Origin of the sequence: Plectonema cf. radiosum LEGE 06105 (assembly GCF_015207665.1) — a bacterium.
GTDB classification, from domain to species: domain Bacteria; phylum Cyanobacteriota; class Cyanobacteriia; order Cyanobacteriales; family Nostocaceae; genus Rivularia; species Rivularia radiosa_A.
The window spans coordinates 1-25334 of the sequence record NZ_JADEWL010000014.1 but is presented as its reverse complement, the minus strand read 5'-3'; the positions used below and the strand labels follow the sequence as shown (position 1 = coordinate 25334).

Genomic DNA, 25334 nt, shown 5'->3' with positions numbered 1-25334 from the left:
TATGAGTAATTACGGTGAAATAGACTGGGATGAGTTTCAAAAAGATGTTAAACAAGCAAAAGAAGAGAATTGGAGTAGTTTTAGCTTACTTGGTCGTGGTTTAACAGAAATACCAGCCGAGATTTTTGAAATAGAATCCTTAAGTTTCTTAAATTTAAAATATAATCGCCTTAAAAACATCTCAACAAAAATATCCTGGCTAACTAATTTACGCTATTTAGAAATGGATTCTAATCAATTAGAAACTCTTCCTGAAAGTTTTGCGGAACTAACTAATTTAAAAGAACTTTATTTAACAAGGAACGAATTTACGTCTATTCCTTCAGCAATATTTAAACTTAAAAATTTAACTGACTTGGATTTGAGCTTTAATGAGATACACGAGCTTCCAAAAGATATATCTCAACTTAAAAAATTAGAAACACTTGGTTTAGCCGATAATAAATTAAAAGAGCTACCAGAAGAACTTTTTGAACTGAGTAACTTGGAAGACTTATTCTTAGAAGATAATCAATTACAGGAAATTTCTAATTCTGTTTGCAAGTTGACTAATTTGGAATGTATCAATCTATATGAAAATCCTCTTATAACAATACCCGATTGTATCTCTAACATAACTGATTTAGATGAATCATTTTTTAATAAAGAATGACAATGTTAATGTCAATGTCAGTGTTATTGTTAATGTTTTTGTTAGGGTTTTAAGCCGTTTTTTCGATTAATTTGATTTATAGATATACCTGTCTAATAAATTATCTCTCTGTTAATATTTAAAACTAAATTACCGTGTTAGTATAGATAAAATTTTAAACTAATTTTAAATTTAGCTGAATATCAGGTAAGTTTATCATTTGTTTATTAATATTTTGCTGTTATTGATTGTAAGTAGAGAATATTGTTGTTTGTTAGTGATTGAATTACTAATTAGTTATTTTATGGGAATCAAAAAAAATCGACTCAGACTGAATTTATTGGGAATGACATTGATAAGTTTGTATTTGGTAATTGGTGTACCGAAACCAGCTTATGCAATGCATATTATGGAAGGTTTTCTACCATTTTATTGGGCTGCTTTTTGGTGGGTTGTCTCTTTACCTTTCATGATTTTAGGATTTATATCCTTAACTCGTATCACCAAAGAAAAACCTCAATTGAAGCTGCTTTTGGGTTTAGCTGGTGCTTTTGCTTTCGTACTTTCGGCTTTAAAAATTCCTTCGGTTACGGGTAGCGCTTCTCACCCCACGGGTACAGGGTTGGGTGCGGTGTTATTTGGTCCTTTAGCTATGTCAGTTTTGGGAACTTTGGTACTGCTGTTTCAAGCTTTATTACTGGCACACGGTGGCTTGACAACATTGGGAGCTAATGCATTCTCGATGGCGATCGCCGGACCTTTTGCAGCTTTTTGGATATATAAATTAACGATGAAGCTGTCTGGGAAACAAAGGTTAGCGATATTTTTAGCCGCAGCAATAGCCGATTTATTAACGTATATTATTACTTCTGGACAGCTTGCTTTGGCTTTTCCGGCAGAAGTTGGTGGTGTGATGGCTTCGTTTACAAAATTTGCCGGAATTTTTGCGATTACTCAAATTCCTTTAGCTATTAGTGAAGGTTTATTAACAGTATTAGTGTGGAATTGGCTGCAATCTTATAATCCACAGGAATTAGAATTATTGAATTTAATTAAGCAGGAATCTCATACAAATGAAACAATCAAGTCAGTCTAATAATGGATGGAATAATTGGCTGTTGGTATTAACAGTTGTTGCTTTAGCTGTTGCACCAATCATATTTTTACGTAATGCAGAATTTGGTGGTGCAGATGGAGAAGCTGAAGAAGCGATTACGGAAGTAAAGCCAGATTATAAACCTTGGTTTCAACCTGTATTTGAACCCCCCAGCGGTGAAATTGAAAGTTTATTATTTTCTTCTCAAGCTGCTTTAGGTGCGGGATTAATTGGTTATGCAATAGGTTTGTATCGGGGACGCAGTGAAAAGCAAAAACCTGAAGAATGAGCTTAAAACTTGATACTCTAGCATATACGAACAAACTCAGAGGATTACCACCAGAACACAAATTAATTTTCGCTTTGATAACTTTGTTAATTTCCCTATCTACCCATCCACCAATCCAAATTTTAATCGCTTTGTGGATGGGTATTTGGACGGTTGTTTATGCTAAAATTCCTGCTGGTATTTATTTCAAAATATTAGCTGTTGCTAGTTTTTTTTGGTTGACTAGTTTACCGGCTTTAATTATCAACGGTATTGCGATCAGCGATATTTTGAAAGTGCGAAATGATGCTTGGCAAGGTTTCACTTTAAGTTCTTACTATATATATATTAGTCGTAGTGGTTTCTATCAAGCAGTTAATATATTTACCAGAGCCTTTGCTTCTGTTTCTTGTTTATATTTTTTAATGTTAACTGTTCCGTTTACGGAAATATTGCAAACTCTACGTCGTTTGAAATTTCCTACACTGTTAATTGAATTATTATTATTAATGTATCGGTTTATTTTCATTTTGTGGAATACAGCCACCGATTTATCAATTGCTCAAAAATCTCGTCTTGGCTACCGTAATTTTCGCACAAGTATCAAAAGTTTGGCGCTATTAGTTGGACAACTTTTGAAGCTAACTTTGCAAAAATACAGTCAATTTTCTTTAGGATTAGAAGCACGGGTTATGAGCGGAGAATTTCGAGTTTATGCTCCCCGTCGCTATCATTCATCAAAGCGGTATATCAGCGAAGCAATTATCGGTTGGATAATTTTAATAGTATTAGAATGGTGGTTGAATGCAAGAATATTTACTTGAATTTGAGCAGATTCATTACACTTATCCCGGCGCTCAAGAATCTTCTCTTAATGGTTTGACATTAAATATTCCATCTGGTAAAAAATCTGCGCTTATCGGTCAAAATGGTTGCGGTAAAACGACATTATTTTTATTAGCAAATGGCTTGTATAAACCAAATAGTGGAATTGTCCGTTGGCACGGTAAACCATTACGTTATGACCGCAAATATTTGAGTCATTTACGAGAAGAAGTCGGGTTAATATTTCAAGACCCAGAACAACAATTAGTAGCATCTACAATTGAAGAAGATATTTCCTACGGCTTATGTAATTTGAATTTACCTGACCAAGAAATTCAAGCAAGAGTAGAGAAAATATTAATAGAACTGGAATTAGAAGAATTAGCTCAAAGACCAGTACATCATCTTAGCTTGGGTCAAAAAAAACGAGTTTCTATTGCAGACGTAATGGTATTGCGACCCAAATTGTTATTATTAGATGAACCAACAGCCTATTTAGATATTAAACATACTCGTCAACTAATCAAAACCCTCGATAAGATTCATCAAGATGGTACAACATTATTAATGTCCACCCACGATTTAGATTTAGTTTATCGCTGGGCTGATTGGATATTTGTCATGGATAAAGGACAATTAATTATAGAAGGTGAACCCGAAGATATATTTGCTCAAGGGGAACTTTTAGAACAGTTAGATTTAGGATTACCATTAATATATCAACTTCTATGTGACGATAGTTTATCTGCTGAAGAGAAAGCTGTTTTAGAAAAAATACGAGAAAGAATATTAAAAATGTAGAGACGTAGCACTGCTACGTCTCCTTAGATTTCGATTTATTTCAAATAATACAACTATGAATTAACTACCGCTGACTAACAAAAAGCTGCGTAAAATAATATTCATCTTTGGAATTTTTCGCAACCCCAATACCAGTTACCTGATACTTGCCTACCATATTTCGCTGATGACCAGGACTTTTAATCCAACCTTCAACAGCCAATTTTCCAGGATTTTTATAACCCTGATTGTAAGCAACATTTTCCGCTACACCATTCCAGGCAATTAACTTAGAAATCTTTTGATAGCGAGAATTTGAACCACTATGTCCAAAAGCAACCTGCTTAGATGCCATTTGTTGACTATGCTCTCTGGCAATTTTACTTATTTCACCGTTCAGTTTTAGTGGTGCTAAACCTTTGCTACTACGGTATTGATTAATTTGTTCGTGAACCGATTTTTCCATAGCAGCAACATCCGAAGCTGCATTAACTGATTTTGCACCTAATCCAATTTCGGGATTACTAAAAAACTGGGTTATTTCCCCTCCACCTACCATCATTGCTGTTCCTAAAACAACTCCAAGCAATGGGAACACTTTTTTCAAATCAGACTTTAGCCGAGTATTCTTCAACATTTCTATTTACTCCAAAAACAACTGAATAAACCTCTACTTATAATTCCCTTCATTGAGAGAAAAATAACTTTTTGCACTTTGATTCCGGTAGATTTATTCGCGATTTGGTAGAAGCATGATTGAAAGTATGTAATTCTGCTTACTTTATTCACCCTGTCACCAGAATTCCTTACAAAAGTAAAGTTAATTTATCACTCACCTTTGCAAACTTTCTCTGTGATTGTAACTAAGTTTTCTCCACTTTGGGTTATGAAATAGTTAAGACTATTGTAATTTAAAATACTTAATATATACTTGGTTAGGTAAATATGAATATTTTTCAAATAAATAATATAGAGACTTTACCTTGATTGCAATCAAGAAGATATTCCCGTCTATTTTTGCTTCTGCGGTAATACTATAGCACCGCGAATTAAATGTATTGTATAAATACAGCTGATATTTTTTTATGGTCTCTTCTACATTTTCTTGATCAGCATCAGGAAGTCGAGGGTTTTCAAGACAAGCTATTAATTTTCCATAATGTAGTTTAACATCACTTGTTTGCACTAAATCAGCGCCAGTTGGATCTTGGTGTAAGAAGTCGGGTTTTTATGAAGATTTTCTGATATTACCGATATTTATATCCTAAAAACCCGACTCCTGCATATACCTACAACCCCAAATCCACTGCTACCCGATGAGCGCAAGCAAACCCGGAAAAGGCTACCGCATTCAATCCTTGTCCGGGAAAGGTACTATCTCCTACAATATATAATCCTTCAATTGCTGTCCGATTAAACGGCATCCCCAATAATCCCCGTAACTTCCGTCTGGGTATTGGCCCATATGTACCATCTACTCTTCCCAAAAATCGCCGATGGGTTCTTGGTGTTCCGGCTTCTAAATAATCTAAATTCGCATCTATCTGTGGAAATATCTTTTTTAATCTGTCCACAATTCGCCAAGCTGTAGCTTCTTTCTTGGCTTCGTATGCTTTCTCAGATAAATTCTGCCACTCATCAATCGAGTGTGTCGCGAACGCATGAATGACATGATATCCTTTTGGGGCTAATTGTTGATCGAGTAATGTCGGGATGGAAACAAAAATTGTCCCTTCAGAAGCTGTCATTTTTTCCCACTCGGACAATAAAATATGATGACACTCTGTTTCGGGAGATACCAATTCTGCTTTTACTCCCATATGTAAGCTGAAAAAACTTGGCGACTTTTTGTATCGCTGTTGCCAATTTTTTTCATTTAATGGTATTTCTACAGTTGAAAGTAGTTTCTCAAATGTATTCCAGCGGGTAGCATTAGAAACGACACGTTTAGCACGATATACTTGATTATTTGCTAGTTTTACGCCTATAACACGTTTTTTCTCTTCAAGAATTTGGGTGACTCTAGCTTGATATTGAATTTCTCCTCCTTTTTTAATTAATCCTTCTACGAGCTTTTGAGCAATTTGTCCTACACCACCTTTAGGATAATTAACTCCACCATAATGTCTGTCAGAAAATACCATTCCGGCGTTAATCATTGGTGTCATGTCGGCAGGTACTACCGACCAGCAATAACATTCTACATCAATAAACTTTAATAATTCTGGGTCTTTAATATATCTTCGTGCGATGTCTCCTACGTTTTGCGGTAGATACTTCGCTAATCCCAAACAAGCTAATGGATGTTTAAAAAAGGTTCGGATTAAATATCGAGGTTCTTCTAAAGACAGCAACTCCATTTGATTTAAACAATTAAAAACTTGCCAACACTCGTCATAAAAACAACGAATTCCTTTACTTTCGTGAGGGAAATATGCAATTAAATTTTGTAAAAAATCTTCATAATTTCGTTCGACTTTCAAATCTAACGAGTTGGGTAAATGATAGTGAATTTGTACATGATCAGGAATTGTTTCCAAGCTAACATCTACAGCTTGCAAAGCACGGGTAAGTAAATTAGTAGTTCCTTTTTCCCCAAACCCAAAAATCATCGAAGCACCGACATCAAAGCGATAACCTTCCCGACTAAAATAGCCAGCACTACCACCAGGAATAGTATATCCCTCCAAAACTAGTACTTTTGCACCCTTAGCCACTAATTGAGTCGCAGTTACTAAACCACCAATACCAGACCCAATTACAATCACGTCATACATAATTTGTAAATAACTTAGTTAAAGGTTAAAGGTCAAAGGTCAAAGGTTAAAGATGCAACAACTCCTAACTCCGGTGGTACTAACTCCTAACTTAGGATAATCCAAAATCCAAAATCTAAAATCCAAAATAAAAAAAAGAGGGACAAGTCTGCAATGCCGACCAATCCCGTCTGCCGTTCCTTAAAGAGAGGAGAACACTGAGAAATAATATAGCGTTGATTGAGAATAAATGTCAACTATTAATTAGAAAAATTCTCAATAAAATTTCAATAAATTTTGTAAGGGTTTATGTTTGGTATTAGCGAGCAGCTTAAAACAGTATTATGATGTTTGGCGTTGTTATACCTTATATATTGAATCTTTTACATTTATTATGACGCTACAACTGCGCGTTTACGTTCCACCTCATCCTTTAATCAAGCACTGGTTAGCAGTTGCTCGCGATGCTGCTACACCTTCTGTATTGTTTCGTTCTGCGATGACTGAGTTGGGACGTTGGCTAACTTATGAAGCTGCTAGGGAATGGCTACCAACTTTAGAATCAACTGTTCAAACTCCATTGGAAGTATGTCCTGCAACATTCATTAATCCTGAAATTCCTGTAGCGGTGGTGCCGATTTTACGAGCGGGATTGGGATTGCTTGAAGGAGCGCAAACTTTGCTACCTCTGGCATCTATTTATCATTTGGGTTTGGTGCGAAACGAGGAAACTTTGCAACCCCGATGTTATCTCAACAAGCTACCAGAAAAAATTGACCCCCAAACCAGAGTGTTAATTACCGACCCTATGCTGGCTACGGGAGGCTCTATAATGGCCGCTATGTCGGAATTAACTCAACGGGGTGTAGACCCGGCTTTAACGCGGATTGTCTGCGTCGTTGCATCTCCTCCGGCCTTACAGCAATTGAGTACAGCTTATCCGAGTTTAAATATCTATACCGCAGCAATTGACGAAGTTGTTAACGAGCGAGGATTTATTGTACCGGGATTAGGAGATGCTGGCGATCGCACTTTTGGGACTTAAGTTAGTATTTCTCTAGGACTTACTACAAAAAAAGTGATGATTAAAGTAGGAAGTAGCAATAGAGATGGACGGTAAATATTATGAGTCAACGCGATGGTTTTGCAAGCGGTTTTTTTGCTGGAGCGATTTTTGGTAGCATCGTTGGCGGTGTTATCGGCACTCTAGTAGCACAAAGACGCGATGGAGCAGAATTAACAGAAGATGAACGAGAACAGCAAATGACAAGTACGGGAGATTTAAATGATAAATCTACCAAAAGACAGATGCGAGGTGCGCCATCTTCAGCTATTGAAATGGAAGTAGCACGACGCTCACTAGAAGATAAAATTGCTCAATTAAACGCCACGATTGATGAAGTACGCGACCAATTAGGCAATGTAAACAATAATTCTGGTGAGGTAAATCAACTTTCAGGGCGTAGCGAAGAATTACAGTCTTAGAGAAATATTCATAAATTGAGCGGAATTTGAACAATAACTTGTTTTATAGCCGCTCAAAATCTATCTGACAAAAGATAAAGACCGAAACCGTCTTCTCGGCAATAACAGTACTAACTAAATTAAAATCGATAATAAGACGGCTTTTACCTAAACTCAAAACACCAAACATTTATGTATTTATTGATCAGCACACTACTCACATTCATCCAGATTTACAGTTTTCTATTGATTGCTCGGGTTCTGTTAACTTGGTTCCCACAAATTGAGTGGTATAACCAACCATTTGCAGCACTCAGCCAGATAACCGACCCTTATCTTAATCTTTTCCGCAATATAATTCCCCCTTTAGGAGGAATTGATTTATCCCCAATTCTGGCTTTCTTAGCACTAAATTTAGCTAGTGGACTTCTCGCAAGTTTAGCAGGTCCGATGAGTTCGAGTTTTTAAACTCAAAGTGATTGAAGTATGAAGCATGAAATCTGAAATATTCAGCCTTACAGCTATTAATTATCAATTAATGAATAAATTAGTAAGTAAGTCATATTTTTATTTTTCACGCTTCATCTTCATTAATTATTGTGGGAGCAGGGATGAGGGATTAGGGAATAGGGAACAGCAAAAGCAGCAATATTAATAACGAACCTTAGAAGTAAATCCCGATGCTTTAAACTGTTTCAACTTTAATGGTGTAGGTTGATTTGCTGGAACGGTAATTCTCATTTCAAAATTGCTTTCTCCTGGTGGAACTTCGCTAATAGAACCCAAACGAGTCCGGTTTTGCATTACTGAATTATTATTTGCATCGTAAATTCGTCCAAAAATATCTGCATCATATACAGTTTTATTGGTCATGTTTTTAGCTGTTCCCGTGACAATAAAGCAGTTTGCAGCCCGACTAGCACCACCACTAGTTACATTCCCTTGGGCTAATTCTGGCGGACATTCTTGGTAAGAGATATCAGATAAAGGAATTTGGGTTGTAGCCAAAGCAGAGGGAGAATAAATCCAGGAGAATACCCCAATCACCCAAGAAATACAAAAAATTGTTAGCGATCGCAACAACATAAAATACACCCCCCAGTTAAATAGAATTATAGAATACGCTTAAATTCCAGCTTATCAGTTAATCATGCGTCGCGTGTAAGATACCAGTTAACCTCTAAACTCTATTTATTTATTACCGAATCATCTGTCAAATCTGGATTTTTCAGATTTATATCTACAAAAGCAATATTAGTTTCTGTTTGATTGTTACCATTAGCTGAGTGCCAGTTATTCAAAACATCTTTAACTAAAATTTCTTGAATAAATACTTGAACTACAATTACCAAAGGAATCGCCAGAAATACACCTAAAAAACCGAAAAAACTACCAAAAATTACTACAGCCAATAGAGTTATTACTGGTAATAAAGAAACTTGCGACTTCATTATTAAAGGTACAACAATTAAGCTTTCTACCTGTTGAATTCCGAAATATAACGCAATTACAGCAAAAGCTTTCCAAGGAGCATCAAGTAATGCTAATAATAGCGGTGGAATCAAACTTAATGTCGGACCTACATTAGGGATAAATTCTAATAATCCAGCGATAATTGCATTAATTAAAGGTAGTCTTACTCCCAAAATTAATAAACTGATATAGCTTAAAGTACCAATCAGAAACATCGTCAATAGCGTACCTTTGATCCAACCCACTAAATAGTTTTCACACTTGTGAAGAATTTCATCCATACGGCGACGATAAAAGGCTGGAAAAAGCATGATAAAACCGCTACGATAAGGTTTAGGGTCTATCAAAAGCATTATAGTTAAAACGAAAAAAAGCAGTAAACTTAAAACAACATTGAGAGATTGACTTAAAATTAAAAAGAAGTTTCCTAAAATTCTATCCAACCAAGTTTGTAAACCTTGTGTTAAATATCTTAAACCTTGAATTTCATCTAAAACTTGTTCCGGAATTACTTTCAAAAGCCAATCATTCCACAATCGCATTTGGTCTAAAAATTTTGGCACGATAAAAGTCAATTCGCGCAATTGTTCAATAATTCTCGGTGCGATTAGTGCGAAGAAACCCGATATAATTACAAGTAACAAAAGAACTGATATTCCAACAGCAAAACCTCGTTTTATACGTATTTTTTCTAAAATTTTAACAATCTGATTTAAAGCCGTTGCTAACACTACAGCGGCAAACACTATTAATAAAACTTGTCTAATTTGCCACAATATATATATAGATACGACTAAAGCAAACAAGCCAATCCATTTTCCTAAACGCACAAAACGCCTCCGTAGTTTTCCAGATTTGAATAGCGTATGTGTAGAATATTCTTTTCATTTACCTTTGTCTTCTTCCTGAAGTAAGTTACTTTCTATCCAAAATAGAGACTCTTATAAATAATATCCATCTAGAGAAGGATAAAAATAACTGGTTAATTTAATTAATCTAAATTTTAAAAGCTGTTAAATAAATATGAATGAATATTTAGAATTTTAACAGAATTGCGATGTTTTTTGAATTAAAAGATGATTTGGAGAACCATGATTAACAAGTGGACAAAGCGCGTATACATTGGATTCATGGGATTTATTCTATTTTTATCTCTTTCTGGCTTTACAATGGCTAGAAATATTCCACAATTTGCTCCACCAATCGATTCTCAGCAACCGCAACCGACACAACCGCAACCACCAGTAAAACCATCTAACTCCGCACCCGGTTTAAGTAACTCTCAGGAATTTTCAGCATGGGTAAATAAATTCATGAATCAGGAGATGTCAAAATCTCACATACCTGGAGCAGTTATTTCTGTAGTTAAGGATGGAAAAGTATTTTTTACTCAGGGTTATGGTTATGCAAATGTAGAAAAAAAGATTCCGGTAGATGCTGACTCTACACTGTTTCGGGTTGCTTCTCTCTCCAAATTATTTACAGCAACAGCAGCAATGCAGCTATCGGAACAAGAAAAACTAGATATAAATACTGATGCAAATAAATATCTGAAAAAGTTTCAAATCAAAAATCCTTTTCCTCAACCAGTAACGGCAGCCCAAATGATGATGCATACCGATGGTACTACCAAACGACGCATCGGACTTGCAGCTGACACACCTGAAAAAATGTTACCACTGGGCGATTATTTAGCTAAGTATATGCCCATAATTGAATGGCAACCTGGTACTCTTTATAGTTATTCCAGTCATAGTACTGCTTTATTAGGTTATTTAGTCGAAACAATTTCTCAAACCCCTTTTGTTGAGTACATTGACAAAAATATTTTGCAACCGCTGTCGATGCGTCACACCACCTTTCTACAGCCACCACCACCAGAATTAGCGGACAATTTAGCTACAGGTTATCAATATCGTCAAGGTAAATATCAAGCCGTTCCTTACTTGTATCTAAATATTGCACCAGCAGCAGCATTAAGTACAACGGCTACAGATATGACTCACTTTATGAATGCATATTTGCAATACGGACGTTATCAAGATACGCGCATTCTCAAAGAAGCTACTGTGCGCGAAATGCTTACAAGACACTTTGCTCACCATCCATTGTTACCAGGTACTGGTTACAGTTTCCGCGAGCGGTGGGTAAATAATCTTCGTACCTGGGGACATTTAGGAAGTTTGCGTGGATATTCTGCTTCTCTTACTTTAATGCCAGACCAAAATATTGGTATTTTTATTGCTACTAATAGTTTTGCTGGATTAAGTAATCAATTCTTAAATCAATTTTTTGACCGATATTTTCCCGTTACCAAACCACCTGTATACGCCAAAACTCTTCCTTTAAATCAAGAGCAACTTGAAAGATTTACAGGTAATTACCGTGATGTTGAATATCCCCACAACACTTTAGCAAAAGTAACTGCGCCTTTTAAAGATATTAATATTAAAAAAACTGATACTGGGAACCTAATAATAAATACTCCCAATTTACTTTTTGTCGGTAAAATGCCAGATAAAGAATTAGTGCCGATTGATAAACTATTATTTAGAAGACCATCAGATAATGCCTTTACAGCATTTGGTGAAAATAGCAACGGAGAAATAGAATTTGCGTTTAATCCTCTTTTCGCAAAAATAGGAGCGTATCATAAAATTGCCTGGTATGAAAGTATTTGGGTGCAACTGGGTATTTTAGCTTTCTGTTCCATTGTGTTTTTCTCAGCGTTTATTATGTATCCGATACGTCCAATTATTCGCAATTTCCGAGGTAAATCTGCTCAATTTGAAACTCAATTTAATAGTGCTTGGATGATAGCTGGTTTCGCTGCTACTTTAAATTTAATCTTCTTAATTGGTTTACCTTTATCGCTATGGCTTATCGGTTTTTGGAAATTAGTTTATGGCGTACCAACTATAGTAGTTGCTTTATTAATACTGCCATTAATTACCACTGCTTTAACTGTGGCATTAATAACTTTTGCTATAGTAATTTGGAAATATAAATACTGGTCAATATTTGCGAGAATACACTATTCTTTAATAACTTTAGCTGGATTATTTTTTATTCTTTTCTTAGGTTATTGGAATCTTTTAGGATTTAAATTTTAATAGTTTTAATGTAAGATGTATTACGGTGCAATTTATAAATAACTGATTAAATAACTAGTTCCCAGTCTCTCTCCGACTGGGAATTCCGAGCTTGAAGCTCTTATAGCAATCCGAATTGAGATGTGAAAAAATACTTAGATTCAAAGTTGGGAATAGAGGTCAAATTTGACTCATACTTTGATTTACTTTGAGCTTTTAGTTTTTATGCGAGGAGATTTAAATCGTGATGACATAAGACTGTCCCTAATATGCGTTCTTATGCTTTGCTCATTAGCGTAGTACTTAACACATTTCATGCTCAAATTGTATACACCTATACATACTTCAGGAAAACTATCTGTACTTTTAGTTACAAAATTAAATGCGCTTACCCTGATTTGATTACCACAAAAAATCTTATAGCTATTCTAGCTTATGTATGATTATGTAAAACATTTACATAACTCCAAAGAGAGAGTTATAAGTAGTGATTATTGGATAGGATATTATTTTCGTAACCGCAATTATTAAATTTTAACCTAAAATTTGTTGCCAGGAGCGAGAAGCTATGGAAGAGTACTTAAGCTTCCTTGAAAACATAAATATAACACTAAATTGGCAGTATAAAATTTAGCATTAAATGCCAATATACAAGAATATTTATATAAGAAATTTATTATAACTAACTACTTATGGATATTCCAGTTTCTCCCTGGGGGTTGATGTCAGAAACTTACTTCAAGGTATTTCCAGCAGTTCGGAATTACTTAAATCACTGGAAGATTCAAGCGCAGCAAATTCCAAATTTAGAACTTCGCAAGCAAGCCTGTACAAGTATTGAAGACAAACAATTTCACTGTGAAGGTGGCTCAATCTACGGATTACTTGCCATGAGCCATTGGCACGAAGCGGTCGAATTTATCGTTGCTTATCAAACCATTAGTGATTATTTAGATAATTTGTGCGATCGCAGTAACTCGCTCGATCCCGAAGATTTCCGCGCCTTACATGAATCGATGGTTCATGCGCTTATGCTAGATTCACAAGACACAAATTATTATTGGGCTCGGGGCGATCAAGCAGATGGTGGTTATCTACAAAAATTGGTTAGAACTTGCCAGTTAGTATTGCGTAAACTATCGAATTATTCAAAAATTGCGCCGACACTGCATGAACTAGCAAATTATTACTGCGATTTGCAAGTCCATAAGCATGTCAAGCTTGATGAGCGGGTTCCACGATTAAAGACTTGGTTTTGTTCGCACCAGGAAAATCTTCCTCCGCTTCGCTGGTATGAATTTTCTGCTTGTGCTGGATCAACCCTGGGAATTTTTTGTTTGGTGGCTTATGCATTCGACCGGAATTTATCCGATGAGCTGACTCTTCAGGTTAAGAATAGTTACTTTCCGTGGGTTCAAGGATTACATATCTTACTAGATTATTTAATTGACCAGGAGGAGGATCGCATTAATGGAGATTTAAACTTTTGCTTTTATTACAAAAACAACGATGAAATAGTCGAACGATTCGAGTATTTTATTGAAAATGCAATGCGAAGCGTTTCTCAATTACCTCATACTCGGTTTCATCAATTGATCAATCAAGCGCTATTAGGAGTTTACCTCTCGAACAAGAAAGTCAAAAAGCAACAGGAAGTTCAGAATATAGCAAAACAATTGATTCATTTGGGTGGTAATCCAGCATCCTTTTTCTTCCGGAGTCGTTTACTTATGTCTCATTGAGGTTCAACTATGTCTAAAATTGCGGTTGTTGGTGCAGGCCCAGCAGGATGTTCAGCTGGATATCACTTAGCAAGAAGTGGGCATGATGTTACCCTACTCGACAAAAAATGTTTTCCTAAAGACAAAATATGTGGCGATGGTATTAGCATTGAATCCATCCAAGCAGTATCGATGATGGGAATTTACCCGCAGGATATCAGAAAATTGGCTTCGGACTATGCCCCCATTCACCGTTTTTTTTTGGGAGTTTCTAATCAAATTTATCATAGTGAAACGACAAAACTTGAAGCTTATTGTATTCCTCGACTTGTGTTCGATCAATTACTTTATGAGAAAGCAATTGATGCAGGATGTAATTTTCTGACTCAGACTATTAACAAAAATAATTGGCATCATCAGGGGTTGTATGATGCATTTGACACTATTATTGATGCACGTGGCGTTTATGCAGGCGAGGTGAATGCGATCGCTATTCGTGCTTATTGGACTCTTAATCGGCAAGATTTCTCCGAAAAGGAGTTAACTGAAGCCCAAATTCACTTTGACCGCAGCTTGGGAGTAAATGGCTATGGCTGGATTTTTCCAGTTTCTACGCAGCAGAACTCTATTAAATTCAATGTTGGGGTTGGAGTTTGGTTAGATGAATACCAGAAAATAAACACCAATATTATTCAACTTTTTAAGCAATTTATCCAGAGCAACGAAATTGTACGACAGATGCAAAGTAAGGTGGTGAGCCAACAACCTCCAAAGGTATTCCCTCTGGCAACTGCTAAGAAAGGAAATAAGGTTGCTGATGGAAAAATTCTTAGGATTGGAGATGCAGCAAATCTAACCGATCCGTTAACAGGTGAGGGAATTGCGAATGCACTCAAAAGTGGTTTCCATGTTGCACAAGCCATTAACATGGGCAACAGTCCCGATGCCGCAGCAGACAATTGGCAGTATCTCTACGAATCTCATTTTGAAGCCGATCTCCGTGCGGGTCTACGCATCAAAGCGTTCAGAAAATTGTCATTTATGAATTACCTACTGATCTGGCTGATGAAACAAAACCCTCGCGTTGCTCAACAAATCAGTCATGCAGTCGCTGGTGTCGTCCCTTATCACGAGGTTATAGCATCTCTTAGATATTAGCCCGATTTGCTCTTCAATCTATTATTTCAATCAAGTTACATACATCACTCTATACTTTAGGAAAATATTCTGTATCCTGAAGCACAAAATTTAGATGCGCTTACCCTATCACTGACTTCCATTAATTATCCAACCATTCAACTAATCCCAAAGAATTAACACTACCCAAAAAATGAGCGCCAATAATAGTCACATCTGCAAGTATCAGAAGTAAATCAACAGAACGTACTACTGTTTCAGGATTATAAACTGCTACTCCCTGGGGTTGAGCCAGAGTTTTTGCTAAAACGGCAATTACAGTTTCTTCAGTGGCTAAAAAACCTAAGCCAATTCCTATCAAACTAATAATTAAACCAACACGCAAAACTCTAATAATATCTTCTTTCTTAGGGTGTAAATTAGTATCAGCTAACTGTAAACGTTTGGCTAAACGAGTATAACGATAAGCCCAAAATATTCGGAAAGCTACCGCAATTACACCACATACTCCTAAAAATATTCCTAATCCAATAAAAGGACTATTTATATCGCTAAAATTACGGCTGAACATAACTAATAGCAAGATAATTCCAGCAACAGCACCTAAAACTAAATGAATCCAAAAGCTAATTCTACCAAGAAGACGAAAGGTTCCGGCAAATTCTTGTTTGCTGGGGGAAGATAAAGATGTTTTTGATTGCATGGATATTTTTGCTGTGTGATAAACTAACTAGACTAAATTTGACGTTGCTAAATAGGAGTATGAATTTTAATTTTCGGCATGATTTAACAACAATTTTTGAGATTTTTACGGCTCTAGAGAAAACTCCATACTTTCAATCAGCAACGCCCTAAATTTAGTATTAGTTTATCTATTCTTATTTAAGTTATTCTTCTTTCAAAAGATAGATAGTATCACAATTTAAGATTAATTTTGCTTAGTTCAACAAGATGAAGTTCTAACTTGCTTTGTAAGTATATATAAAAGAGGAGATTTTCATTTTTATGAAAACCCCCATTTCTCAAAACATATGACTGTTCAACTATGTGGAAATATCAACCTACTTTTCTAACGAATTAGGTAATGCTGAAGGATAGATAGTTTTTACGATCAAAACTGGTTTTTCTTTGTAGTCTGCTTCCAATTGTGTCCGCACATTATTATCCCAAGCAAAGTTATATTCTCTCTCCAAATCAACAATTACAAACTGTTCCAAAGTACCTGTAGCAACAACGGTTTCACCTAATTTAACATTCTGTTGATATGGAACCACATCTGGATCATTTGGTACTAAAACTAATAAGTCGTTAGCACCGATTAATGCCTGATCTTCAAGAACAAATACATTATTACCAGTTACATCTTTGATTTCACCAGGTACCGCAATCACTTGATTGTAATATTGGTCGGGATTTGTGGTAATTTGACCTGGTTTTGGTGCTGGCGCAATTGACTGAGCAATCATTGCTGGTTTACCTTCAAATGTTTGATAATCTTTCGAGTCTAGTTCTAACTTATACTTTTGATTAATATCAGCAGTCGCAAAGTTCTGAACTTCACCCGTAATTTGCAATTCTGTACCTTCAGGAAGCGGTTGAGTTTCTCCCGTTGCATTCACGACTAAAATGGTATCACCACCAAAAAAGTCATCATCAGTAACAGCAAATGTCGCAGGACTAATTTTATTTATAGCGTTGCTTCTGATAGTTACAGTTTGACCGATATATTTATTGGTGTTATCAGCAACTTCCTCAGCTGTCACATTTTCTCTTTCTTGTTGTGTAACGTTGTCTGCTGTTTCTGCACAAGCTGGAAGAATTACAGCAGCTAATGCTAAAGCTAAAGCCTTTGAACGAAATTTATTTAACATGAAAAACTGTCCTCCAAATGTTTGTATCTACTAAATAATCGTAGTTAGAAAAAACTACTCAAATTAATTATCTGAAATGTCTGTTAAGGATTATTATTTAAAATTTTACCTATCCTCCTCACACTGCTTATCACTATTTTTTCTTTGGATTTACAGCTATATATAATTACTAATTTTTTATTAGATAGGCTATAGGTCGCAGAATTTCAGATATTTAACTCTGTCAAGAATAAAACATAAACAAAGTATTCGCTTCTATCTCAAGAAAGAGTTCAGACAGAAAAAATATGAGAATTTAAGTTGAGATATATATTTTTATTATTTAGACCAATTTAAAACAATGCGAAAAATTAAAAATTTACAGACTTCTGTTTATTCAAATATTATTTTTGCAAAATTGTCAAGAGTTTAAAGACATAATTTCAATCATTATTTAAATACCTCTTAAGATATAATTTGCAACTGGAAATTCTTATACAGAAGAAGCTGATAAAAATGTCTTTACAATTGCTACCCTGTCACTTTTTCTAAAATACTTAATAATTCATCTGCACCAAAAGGTTTAGCTAAAAATCCTTGAATGCTAGTACCTGATGCTTGGGCTAAAGCTTCAGTAGAAACTAATCCACTCATCGCAATAATTTTGATTTTGGGATTCATTTGTTGCAAAGTGCGGATAGCTGTTACACCGTCCATTGATGGCATCATTATATCCATTAAAACAACATTAATTTCTTTTTTATGCTGTACGTAAAATGCAATTGCTTCAATACCATCTTTGGCTGTAACTACGCGAAAATTATAGCTCTCAAGGGTGGATTTAATAATTTCACAAATCCCAGTTTCATCATCTACAACTAAAATTAATTCTTGATTTCCTCTGGGTAACTGCTTGTTTTCTGGTATTGATGAAACATCTCCTTCTATGGTTGGGAGATAAATTTTGAATTGAGTACCTTGTCCTATTTTGCTCGATACTTCAATAAAACCACCGTGGTTTTTGACAATACCCAATACCGTTGATAAACCTAATCCTGTACCTTTACCAATTTCTTTAGTAGTAAAAAATGGGTCAAAAATTCTATCTATAATTTGTGGAGAAATACCAATTCCAGTATCAGCAATGGTAATTACAACATAAGCACCTACTTTTGCTTCAATATTCATTTTGGCATAGCTTTCATCGACAAATTTGTTCCGAGCTGCTATTGTCAAAATCCCTCCATCTGGCATTGCATCGCGAGCATTTACTACTAAATTCATCAACACCTGATGCAGTTGAGTCGTATCTGCTGAAACTGTCCACAATTCTGCTGGTAAATCTCTGTCAATTTCAATGTTTTTGGGAAATGTTCCTCTTACAAAGTCTTCAATATCTTTCAAAAGATGCTTGACTTGTACCACAGTATGCTTACCTTCATCACCACGAGCAAATGAAAGCACTTGCTTGACTAAATTAGCCCCTCGTTTGGCATTTGCTTCCAGCATTACCAGCATTCCCTGGGAAGTTTCATCTACATTCCCAAGTTTGAGCGGCAGTAACTGCGCGATCGCCAAAATTGGTGTGAGCATATTATTTAAATCGTGAGCGATACCGCTTGCTAATGTACCCAAACTTTCTAAGCGTTGAACACGGAGAAATTGGTTTTCAAGCTGTTTTTTCTCGGTGATGTCGGTATCTACGCTCAAAATTGATTTTGGGTTGCCGGCTCGATCGCGCACTGAAGTCCAACGGCTCGCAACAGTAATTTCTCTACCTTGTTTAGTAATTTTTCTTAACTCACCTTGCCAAGAACCACTGCGTTTTACTCCTTGGAGTGCTTCGAGTAATTCTAAAGAAAAATCTTCATACAAAAGCTCGTTGGCACTTTTTCCTAAAATTTCTTCTGCTGTCCAACCGTACATCCGCTCTGCACCTTGGTTGCAGTATAAAATTTTTCCTTCTAAACTGATTAATAAGATTGCATCTGTCGCAACATCAAGTAAAGCTGCTTGCTCAGCAATTTTCTCTTCCGCTTGTTTACGCTCGGTTATATCTATGCAAGAACCAATATAGCCAGCAAAACTTCCATCAGCATTAAATCTAGGACTACCCTTATCCAAAATCCAGCGATATTCGTGATTTCGATTTTGTAGACGGTATTCCATGGAAAACCCTTGACGAGCATCAAAAGCATTAAAATAAATTTCTACACAGCTTTCTCTATCATCGGGATGAACTCCTTCTATCCAACCGTTACCAATTTCTTCCTCTAAAGTTCGTCCGGTAAATTCCAACCAGTTAGCATTAAAATAATTACAAGATTTGTCACATCCAGCCATCCAAATCAATACAGGGGCTGTATCTGCCATTGTACGGAATCGTTCTTCACTTTCTCGTAATGCTACTTCTGCTTGTTTATATTCGCTGATATCTTTAGAAATACCATAAAAACGCACAATTTTTCCTGTTTCATCTCGTTCTACTTTTCCACAAGAAAATGCGTAACCAAGAGTTCCATCAGAATGGATAAATCGAAATTCTGTTTCATAAGGAATACCTTGCTCGATAGCATTTTTAATTAGCTGATTTACTCGTTCTCTATCCTCTTCATAAATAAATTGATTGATAGCTTGAATATCAGGATTAATATTATCTTGATTGCGATTAAAAAATCGATAAAATTCTTCTGACCACCAAGTTTCATCTGTTGTTAAATCCCATGACCAACTGCCAATTTTAGCAATTCTTTGCGCTTCTTGCAGCAAAGCTTCTGTTTGACGTAACTTTTCTTCGGCTTGTTTGCGTTGAGTAATATCTCTAATTACAGCTAATAAGCCAATCTTTTCGCCGTTATTATTATTCAGAAAACAAACTGATAACTCAACGTAAATTTGCTCTCCATTCTTTTTAATATGAATGTTTTCTCCCTGCCACCAACCTGTTGCTGATAAACTTTCTTTAGCAGTTTGCTTATCCTGTAAATTTAGCCAACTATATTCATAAACGGATGATAAATTTTGTCCAATAAATTCCGCAGCATTAATATTATATTGCTCTTCGGCTCGTTTATTTAAATAAATAATTTTCTGTTCGTTATCAATAGCAATAACTGCATCACTGACATGAGCTAAAATATTCGCATCGAATTTAATTTGCGCTTCTGCTGCTGAAATATCTATAATTGCCTGGTTGCAATCAGCATTTGCATAGTTTAGCTCGCTAATTTTTGTTTCTAATTCAACTTGTTTTTGCAAAATGTCGATAATACCATCATCTTCATCTACAAGCATTCGTAATAATTTTTTTTCTTCAATAATTCCGATAAAATTATCTTTTTCATCCACAACAGGTAAATGGGATATTCGATGCTCACCCATTACTCGTAATACTGTAAAAACATCTTGGTTTGGTGATTTTTTTAAGCTGATGATTTCTCGTCTCATCACCTCACCTATTTTTATCGATGATAAATCTCTACCAGAAGCAGCCAGTCTGAGTGCATCTGCTTGAGTAAATATCCCCATCAAACAACATTCTTGAACAATTAAAACACAGCTTGCCTTGTCTTCATCTCCATAACTGATATTCAACATCAAACTAATTGCATCGCTGACCAATGTTTCTGGTGTAACTGTTAAACAATAAGTATCAATAACGCGATTTAAAGTAAGTAAATTATTAAACTCGGTAATATATGACATAGTACAAATGCCTTGTAAACAATCAAGGCAATTAGGTTATATATATCGTCAATTTAACTCAATTTTTGCGAAAAAAATCTGTTTTACAGAATAATGCTTTAGAATATAATCAAATTAATTAACTAACTCGGTGAAAATAAACACAAATAGCACAGGTTTACAAAGCCTTACCACTACTTGTTATTCCCCAAGTAACTACTCCTCAATCCTAATCACTATTTTCAACACCAACTGACATTAATTATTTATTTATTAGACATCTCCGGAAATGAAATATGTGTTAACCGAAACCCTTGTAGAGACGCGATATATCGCGTCTTTATCGGAGATGTTTATTTAATTAATTAATTATCTATTTCAATTTTAGAAACAAGTCACCTTAGTATTCTAGCAATTTTTCAAAACTTAACAGTTAAAAAATGTAGAAACACTTTGGGTATTGTGTCTCTACATCGATAAATTTAGATAATTTATATTTGAGGGGAATTTAGCAAGATGTTTGTTTATTCAACTTCTACTTGTAGCCTGCACCTTTGCTGTTGAAGGTGTTTCGTCAGGATGATCAATTATTCCTTGTACTGTTAACACCGAACAAGGAGCATGATGAAGCACATAATTACTCACACTACCCAACAGAAGTTCACTGATTCCCCGACGACCGCGACGACCGATTACAATTACATCAGCTTCCCAATTTCGAGCCATATCGCAAATCATTTGAGATGGTTCACCAATATTTTGAGAAAATTCGGTTTCAACTCCTAATTTACTCACTTCTTCGCCCAGCGATCGCAACCATTCTAATCTCTTATTTTTCAAGTTTTCCCAGTCGTTGGCATACTTACTATTATTTGGCTGTAATTGGGGATAAAGAATTGTTGGCTGTAAAAACAAAGGGTCAGTATATTGCTCATCAAATGGAGATAAAACGTGTAGCAACATTAAGTGTCCATCTGTTACTTTTGCTAGAGATACAGCTTCATCAAGCACTTGCTGACTCTGAACTGAATTATCGATTGCAACAAGGATTCTATTAAACATGATATTAATCCTTCTTTATTGAATAATTAGTAATTCGTAACCATTAAATTCTTCCTGGCCTCTATCTTTTTTATAGTTGAACAATATGAGGATTTTGTGAGGATTAAATTTTGTTTAGCCCATCTAGAGCATGAGGGATCAAAATGTATTGAATACTACTTTTCCATGGAAAAACAAGTATTTTTGGAGATTTATTAATTTATATTAAGCCCTTAAATCCTAATTACAAACAAACCCTTTACTGTCTCTCATCAGCTTATTTTCGTCATAAAAAATCTTTGATATTACTCACAACTTCCTCATATTTTTTTTCTATGATTAAAGTATTAATATTTATCTGCTGATTTTTTCGCACTTTTGCATTTCTGAAATAATCGTCAATAATTAATCGAGGAAAACAACAACCATGAATTTCTGTCCTTGCTGTAACGATACACTTTTATCTCACATTAGTAATAACCATACTTACTGGTTTTGTCCGACTTGCTGGCAAGAAATGCCTGTATGTGCTTTGCCAAATTCACATTCCTTTACAGAAGTAATATCGAATAGATTGTCTAAAATGCATCAAAAAATAGACAAATCTAGTTTAAGTTCTTCTAAATCTTCGATGATTTCATCAGAGCTTGCTCTCATGCAAGTTTAATAGTTAAATCAACAAAACACCACAGTGAAACATTTTTTGATAATTCTATTTTGGCCGCTCTCTAATTATTAGGGGGTGGTTTAATGCTGTTCTATTCAAGATGAAAATTTTCCCAATTTCAAAAATTTAAAATATATAAATAATAATTGATATTTGTTAAGTAAAGCAAAGCATCATTGAGTCAGTATTCTAAGATTTAGATTAAGTAGATTAAGTTTTGTCATATTAATCTTTTACTGCTTTGATGCTGAAAAAGCTATGGGGATGAAAATCTTAATTGTAGAAGATGACCAATATGTAGCAAAAGCCTTGAGTCTGATTCTGAGCAATTGCAATTATGTGATTGAAATTGCTTCTGATGGAGAAGAGGCTTGGGGATTCATCAAACTTTTTGATTATGATTTAATCATCCTGGACATTAGTTTACCAAAATTAGATGGTATTAGTCTTTGCCGATTGGTACGCTCTGACGGTTTGCAAACCCCAATCATGTTATTAACAGCATTAAATTGTCCTCATGAAAAAGCCATCGGTTTGGATGCTGGAGCAGATGACTACATAGTTAAACCTTTCGATCAAGAAGAGCTAACTGCTCGTGTTAGAGCGCTTTTACGTAGAGGAAAAATAAAATCTTTACCTGTTTTAAAGTGGGGTAATTTACAACTTGACCCCAAACGTTATGAAGTAACTTATAATCAAAAACTGATTTCTTTAACTCCCAAAGAATACGCTTTATTAGAGCTTTTTTTGCGAAATACTCATATTGTATTTAATTGCAACATGATTTTAGATCATTTGTGGTCTTATGAAGATGCTCCCACAGAAGAAGCAGTTCGCACTCATATCAAAGGATTGCGAATGAAATTGAAAGCTGCTGGTGTACCTAGTAATACAATCGAAACAGTTTACGGTATTGGTTATCGTTTGAATCAACCAATTGAAGAAAAAACTCCAGAAGCTTTATTTTAAATTCATCTAGTGGAGTGAGAAGTCGGGTTTTTAACTTAAATTGTTTGTCACATCACATAATCATCCTAAAAACCCGACGAATGATTATGGTAATTACAATCCAAAATCTAAAATCTAAAATCCAAAATTTAATAATGCGTTCCCGTTTTCCGATAATGTACTGCTGTCACAGCTTCATTATTCAATACTTTACCGTTATCTACGGTGGCATAAACTAACCAATGGTCGCCGCATTCCATACGTGATTTAACGGAACATTCTACATATGCTAAAGCATCAGTAAGAGCAGGTGAACCGTTACCAGCTTCTTCAGTTTCAACCCCTGCAAATCTATCTTCACCAGGACTGAAGGGTTTGAGAAAGTGTTTCATCAATCCTAAATGACCACCTTCTTTTAATACATTAAGTACAAAAGAATTACCCGAATACATCAAAGATTCTAAGGCTCTATCTTTAGCTACAGCAATGGTTAAGCCGGGTGGATTAAAGCTAGCTTGGGATACCCAGGAAGCTAACATCGCACTAGAAATATCTCCTTGTTTAGCTGTAACAACACACAAAGAACCAATAATTCTTCCCACCGCTTGTTCCACAGTTGTGGAAGGTTGAGTTGGTGTCCTGACTTTTTTGGTTTTTTTCAATGCTTGAGCGAAATCAACTCCCGCTTCTTCGCACATTTGCAGGGTTTTTTCATCGGGTTTGAACTTAACTCTAATTGGATCGAAACCAAAACGGAATCCAGCATCTTTGAGTTTTCCTTCTAAAATGTCAACTGCTTCCCCACTCCAACCAAAGGAACCAAATACACCAGCAAGTTTACTTTTAGTAGCCGTAGAAAGGATAATACCTAAAGCTGTTTGAATTTGCGTCGGTGCATGACCTCCCAGAGTCGGAGAACCAATTATAAAACCGGATGCTTTTTCTACTGCTGTTTTAATTTCTTCTGGTTCAACAGCTTCGCAATTAATTGATTCTACTGCCACTCCGGCTTTGGTTATTCCCCTGGCGATCGCCTGGGCTAATGTTGCGGTATTTCCGTAGGCAGAAGCATAAATTAATGCAACGCTAGTATCTTGAGTAGTTTGCTGTTTGCTCCACTGGCGATAAGCTTCTGTTAGATCGATTAAGCCGTAACGTACTAATGGTCCATGATTCGGCGCATACATCCTCAAAGAAAAATCGGAAATCTTATCTAAAGCAGTTTCCACTTGACGGGCGTGGGGTGCCATCAAGCAGTCATAATAATAACGTCTATCTTCGACAAAAATTTTCCAACCTTCATCAAAAACTTGGTCTCCGCAAATATGTGCGCCAAATAATTTATCCGTGTAGAGAATTTCTGTTTGGGGATCGTAGGTGCAAAGATGATCGGGATAACGAGGGTTGGGAGTAGGAATAAATTCTAAATTATGTCCTTTGCCTAAATCAAGGCTTTCTTCTCCCCGCATGACTATAACTGGTAAATCTTCGTTTTCTAAAGCTTTACGTAAATTGATGGCACCAGGATTAGAACATACAAATTTTACTTGGGGGGCAATTGCAAGTAAAGCCTTCAAAGTCGCCGCACGGTTGGGATTGACATGACCGATAATTATATAATCAATCTGAGTAACATCAAACCTTTGCTGCAAAGCGTCTAAGTATTTTTCTGTAAAAGTTTCTCCCGGAGGATCAATCAGTGCAATTTTATCGGCTTGAATTAAATAAGAATTAGCAGTGGTACCTTTACTCAAAGCGTATTCGATCTCAAATCGTAACCGCGTCCAACTGCGCGATCGCAATATAGTAGTATCTGTAGCAATCGGGAGAATTTGAACGTCACGAGGCTTGTTTTCTATCATGGCTGAATGCGAGGGGAAGAGGGGGTAGAGGGGGAAGAG

The 25334-nt window shown here is 35.7% G+C and carries 22 protein-coding genes; 13 read left to right on the top strand and 9 right to left on the bottom strand.

Features of this window, described 5'->3' with window-relative positions; all coding sequences use genetic code 11:
- Position 1: 1 nt before the first annotated feature.
- The 5 genes from IQ247_RS06785 to IQ247_RS06765 all read left to right on the top strand — a co-directional run bounded on the left by IQ247_RS06785 (position 2) and on the right by IQ247_RS06765 (position 3621).
- Positions 2-652, top strand: a complete 651-nt coding sequence (locus IQ247_RS06785; protein ID WP_193918336.1) for a leucine-rich repeat domain-containing protein — start codon at positions 2-4, stop codon at positions 650-652.
- 283 nt (positions 653-935) lie between these two features.
- Positions 936-1727, top strand: coding sequence for an energy-coupling factor ABC transporter permease (locus IQ247_RS06780; RefSeq protein WP_193918334.1), 792 nt, complete (start codon positions 936-938; stop codon positions 1725-1727).
- On the top strand, positions 1705-2016 hold the full coding sequence (locus IQ247_RS06775; protein WP_193918331.1) for an energy-coupling factor ABC transporter substrate-binding protein: 312 nt from the start codon (positions 1705-1707) through the stop codon (positions 2014-2016). The genes IQ247_RS06780 and IQ247_RS06775 overlap by 23 nt, the downstream gene beginning before the upstream one ends.
- Positions 2013-2819: a cobalt ECF transporter T component CbiQ gene (cbiQ, locus tag IQ247_RS06770; RefSeq protein WP_193918328.1), complete on the top strand. Its 807-nt coding sequence runs from the start codon at positions 2013-2015 to the stop codon at positions 2817-2819. The genes IQ247_RS06775 and cbiQ overlap by 4 nt, the downstream gene beginning before the upstream one ends.
- A complete protein-coding gene (locus IQ247_RS06765) occupies positions 2800-3621 on the top strand; it encodes an energy-coupling factor ABC transporter ATP-binding protein (RefSeq protein WP_193918325.1) in 822 nt (273 codons plus the stop codon). The genes cbiQ and IQ247_RS06765 overlap by 20 nt, the downstream gene beginning before the upstream one ends.
- 64 nt (positions 3622-3685) lie before the next feature.
- On the opposite strand, the gene IQ247_RS06760 is transcribed toward IQ247_RS06765, so the two are convergent.
- Together IQ247_RS06760 and crtH are read right to left on the bottom strand one after the other, a co-directional pair.
- The gene (locus IQ247_RS06760) at positions 3686-4237 is read right to left on the bottom strand and encodes a CAP domain-containing protein (RefSeq protein WP_193918323.1); all 552 of its coding nucleotides are present in this window, start codon (positions 4235-4237) and stop codon (positions 3686-3688) included.
- Between the two features lie 652 nt (positions 4238-4889).
- Entirely contained in the window at positions 4890-6377 is a 1488-nt protein-coding gene (gene crtH / locus IQ247_RS06750; protein ID WP_193918318.1) for a carotenoid isomerase, read from the bottom strand.
- A gap of 373 nt (positions 6378-6750) precedes the next feature.
- Between crtH and upp the strand changes: the two genes are divergently transcribed.
- From upp to IQ247_RS06735, 3 genes are all read left to right on the top strand, one after another.
- Positions 6751-7401, top strand: a complete 651-nt coding sequence (upp, locus tag IQ247_RS06745) for a uracil phosphoribosyltransferase (protein ID WP_193918316.1) — start codon at positions 6751-6753, stop codon at positions 7399-7401.
- Between the two features lie 80 nt (positions 7402-7481).
- Entirely contained in the window at positions 7482-7841 is a 360-nt protein-coding gene (locus IQ247_RS06740) for a ssl2009 family thylakoid membrane protein (RefSeq protein ID WP_193918313.1), read from the top strand.
- A gap of 171 nt (positions 7842-8012) precedes the next feature.
- The gene (locus IQ247_RS06735) at positions 8013-8288 is read left to right on the top strand and encodes a YggT family protein (protein WP_193918310.1); all 276 of its coding nucleotides are present in this window, start codon (positions 8013-8015) and stop codon (positions 8286-8288) included.
- A gap of 183 nt (positions 8289-8471) precedes the next feature.
- Here the strand turns inward: IQ247_RS06735 and IQ247_RS06730 are convergent, their stop codons facing one another.
- Entirely contained in the window at positions 8472-8906 is a 435-nt protein-coding gene (locus IQ247_RS06730; RefSeq protein WP_193918308.1) for an FxLYD domain-containing protein, read from the bottom strand.
- Positions 8907-9007: 101 nt separating this feature from the next.
- Complete coding sequence (locus tag IQ247_RS06725) at positions 9008-10123, bottom strand: AI-2E family transporter (RefSeq protein WP_193918305.1); 1116 nt, start codon at positions 10121-10123, stop codon at positions 9008-9010.
- Positions 10124-10384: 261 nt separating this feature from the next.
- Here IQ247_RS06725 and IQ247_RS06720 point away from each other — a divergent pair, with 261 nt between their 5' ends.
- The 3 genes from IQ247_RS06720 (at position 10385) to IQ247_RS06710 (ending at position 15264) form a co-directional block, all read left to right on the top strand.
- Positions 10385-12406 (top strand): serine hydrolase, encoded by a 2022-nt coding sequence (locus tag IQ247_RS06720; RefSeq protein WP_193918303.1) that lies wholly within the window; start codon positions 10385-10387, stop codon positions 12404-12406.
- A 671-nt stretch (positions 12407-13077) separates the two neighbouring features.
- Entirely contained in the window at positions 13078-14127 is a 1050-nt protein-coding gene (tbcS, locus tag IQ247_RS06715; protein ID WP_193918301.1) for a tetraprenyl-beta-curcumene synthase, read from the top strand.
- A 9-nt stretch (positions 14128-14136) separates the two neighbouring features.
- Positions 14137-15264 (top strand): FAD-dependent oxidoreductase, encoded by a 1128-nt coding sequence (locus IQ247_RS06710; RefSeq protein WP_193918298.1) that lies wholly within the window; start codon positions 14137-14139, stop codon positions 15262-15264.
- A 121-nt stretch (positions 15265-15385) separates the two neighbouring features.
- Here the strand turns inward: IQ247_RS06710 and IQ247_RS06705 are convergent, their stop codons facing one another.
- From IQ247_RS06705 to IQ247_RS06690, 4 genes are all read right to left on the bottom strand, one after another.
- Positions 15386-15946, bottom strand: coding sequence for a DUF3611 family protein (locus IQ247_RS06705; protein ID WP_193918297.1), 561 nt, complete (start codon positions 15944-15946; stop codon positions 15386-15388).
- A gap of 358 nt (positions 15947-16304) precedes the next feature.
- Entirely contained in the window at positions 16305-17114 is an 810-nt protein-coding gene (locus IQ247_RS06700; protein ID WP_193918295.1) for a hypothetical protein, read from the bottom strand.
- 510 nt (positions 17115-17624) lie between these two features.
- The gene (locus tag IQ247_RS06695; protein ID WP_193918292.1) at positions 17625-20798 is read right to left on the bottom strand and encodes a PAS domain S-box protein; all 3174 of its coding nucleotides are present in this window, start codon (positions 20796-20798) and stop codon (positions 17625-17627) included.
- Between the two features lie 507 nt (positions 20799-21305).
- Positions 21306-21839, bottom strand: a complete 534-nt coding sequence (locus tag IQ247_RS06690; RefSeq protein ID WP_193918290.1) for a universal stress protein — start codon at positions 21837-21839, stop codon at positions 21306-21308.
- Positions 21840-22245: 406 nt separating this feature from the next.
- On the opposite strand from IQ247_RS06690, the gene IQ247_RS06685 reads away from it, so the two are divergent.
- Together IQ247_RS06685 and IQ247_RS06680 are read left to right on the top strand one after the other, a co-directional pair.
- A complete protein-coding gene (locus tag IQ247_RS06685) occupies positions 22246-22485 on the top strand; it encodes a hypothetical protein (RefSeq protein ID WP_193918287.1) in 240 nt (79 codons plus the stop codon).
- A gap of 264 nt (positions 22486-22749) precedes the next feature.
- Positions 22750-23454, top strand: coding sequence for a response regulator transcription factor (locus IQ247_RS06680; RefSeq protein ID WP_193918285.1), 705 nt, complete (start codon positions 22750-22752; stop codon positions 23452-23454).
- Positions 23455-23582: 128 nt separating this feature from the next.
- Here the strand turns inward: IQ247_RS06680 and IQ247_RS06675 are convergent, their stop codons facing one another.
- Positions 23583-25295 carry a diflavin flavoprotein gene (locus IQ247_RS06675; protein ID WP_193918283.1) on the bottom strand — a complete coding sequence of 571 codons (1713 nt, stop codon included), beginning with the start codon at positions 25293-25295 and terminating at the stop codon, positions 23583-23585.
- Positions 25296-25334: the final 39 nt, after the last annotated feature.

Excerpts from the sequence above, each read along its gene's own strand:
- IQ247_RS06690 (WP_193918290.1), bottom strand. The coding sequence starts at position 21,839 with ATGTTTAATAGAATCCTTGTTGCAATCGATAATTCAGTTCAGAGTCAG.
- IQ247_RS06735 (WP_193918310.1), top strand. The coding sequence starts at position 8,013 with ATGTATTTATTGATCAGCACACTACTCACATTCATCCAGATTTACAGT.
- IQ247_RS06705 (WP_193918297.1), bottom strand. The coding sequence starts at position 15,946 with ATGCAATCAAAAACATCTTTATCTTCCCCCAGCAAACAAGAATTTGCC.
- IQ247_RS06685 (WP_193918287.1), top strand. The coding sequence starts at position 22,246 with ATGAATTTCTGTCCTTGCTGTAACGATACACTTTTATCTCACATTAGT.
- IQ247_RS06785 (WP_193918336.1), top strand. The coding sequence starts at position 2 with ATGAGTAATTACGGTGAAATAGACTGGGATGAGTTTCAAAAAGATGTT.
- IQ247_RS06680 (WP_193918285.1), top strand. The coding sequence starts at position 22,750 with ATGAAAATCTTAATTGTAGAAGATGACCAATATGTAGCAAAAGCCTTG.
- IQ247_RS06765 (WP_193918325.1), top strand. The coding sequence starts at position 2,800 with ATGCAAGAATATTTACTTGAATTTGAGCAGATTCATTACACTTATCCC.
- IQ247_RS06675 (WP_193918283.1), bottom strand. The coding sequence starts at position 25,295 with ATGATAGAAAACAAGCCTCGTGACGTTCAAATTCTCCCGATTGCTACA.
- cbiQ (WP_193918328.1), top strand. The coding sequence starts at position 2,013 with ATGAGCTTAAAACTTGATACTCTAGCATATACGAACAAACTCAGAGGA.
- IQ247_RS06775 (WP_193918331.1), top strand. The coding sequence starts at position 1,705 with ATGAAACAATCAAGTCAGTCTAATAATGGATGGAATAATTGGCTGTTG.
- IQ247_RS06740 (WP_193918313.1), top strand. The coding sequence starts at position 7,482 with ATGAGTCAACGCGATGGTTTTGCAAGCGGTTTTTTTGCTGGAGCGATT.
- IQ247_RS06730 (WP_193918308.1), bottom strand. The coding sequence starts at position 8,906 with ATGTTGTTGCGATCGCTAACAATTTTTTGTATTTCTTGGGTGATTGGG.
- IQ247_RS06710 (WP_193918298.1), top strand. The coding sequence starts at position 14,137 with ATGTCTAAAATTGCGGTTGTTGGTGCAGGCCCAGCAGGATGTTCAGCT.
- IQ247_RS06695 (WP_193918292.1), bottom strand. The coding sequence starts at position 20,798 with ATGTCATATATTACCGAGTTTAATAATTTACTTACTTTAAATCGCGTT.
- IQ247_RS06780 (WP_193918334.1), top strand. The coding sequence starts at position 936 with ATGGGAATCAAAAAAAATCGACTCAGACTGAATTTATTGGGAATGACA.
- crtH (WP_193918318.1), bottom strand. The coding sequence starts at position 6,377 with ATGTATGACGTGATTGTAATTGGGTCTGGTATTGGTGGTTTAGTAACT.
- tbcS (WP_193918301.1), top strand. The coding sequence starts at position 13,078 with ATGGATATTCCAGTTTCTCCCTGGGGGTTGATGTCAGAAACTTACTTC.
- upp (WP_193918316.1), top strand. The coding sequence starts at position 6,751 with ATGACGCTACAACTGCGCGTTTACGTTCCACCTCATCCTTTAATCAAG.
- IQ247_RS06700 (WP_193918295.1), bottom strand. The coding sequence starts at position 17,114 with ATGTTAAATAAATTTCGTTCAAAGGCTTTAGCTTTAGCATTAGCTGCT.
- IQ247_RS06720 (WP_193918303.1), top strand. The coding sequence starts at position 10,385 with ATGATTAACAAGTGGACAAAGCGCGTATACATTGGATTCATGGGATTT.
- IQ247_RS06760 (WP_193918323.1), bottom strand. The coding sequence starts at position 4,237 with ATGTTGAAGAATACTCGGCTAAAGTCTGATTTGAAAAAAGTGTTCCCA.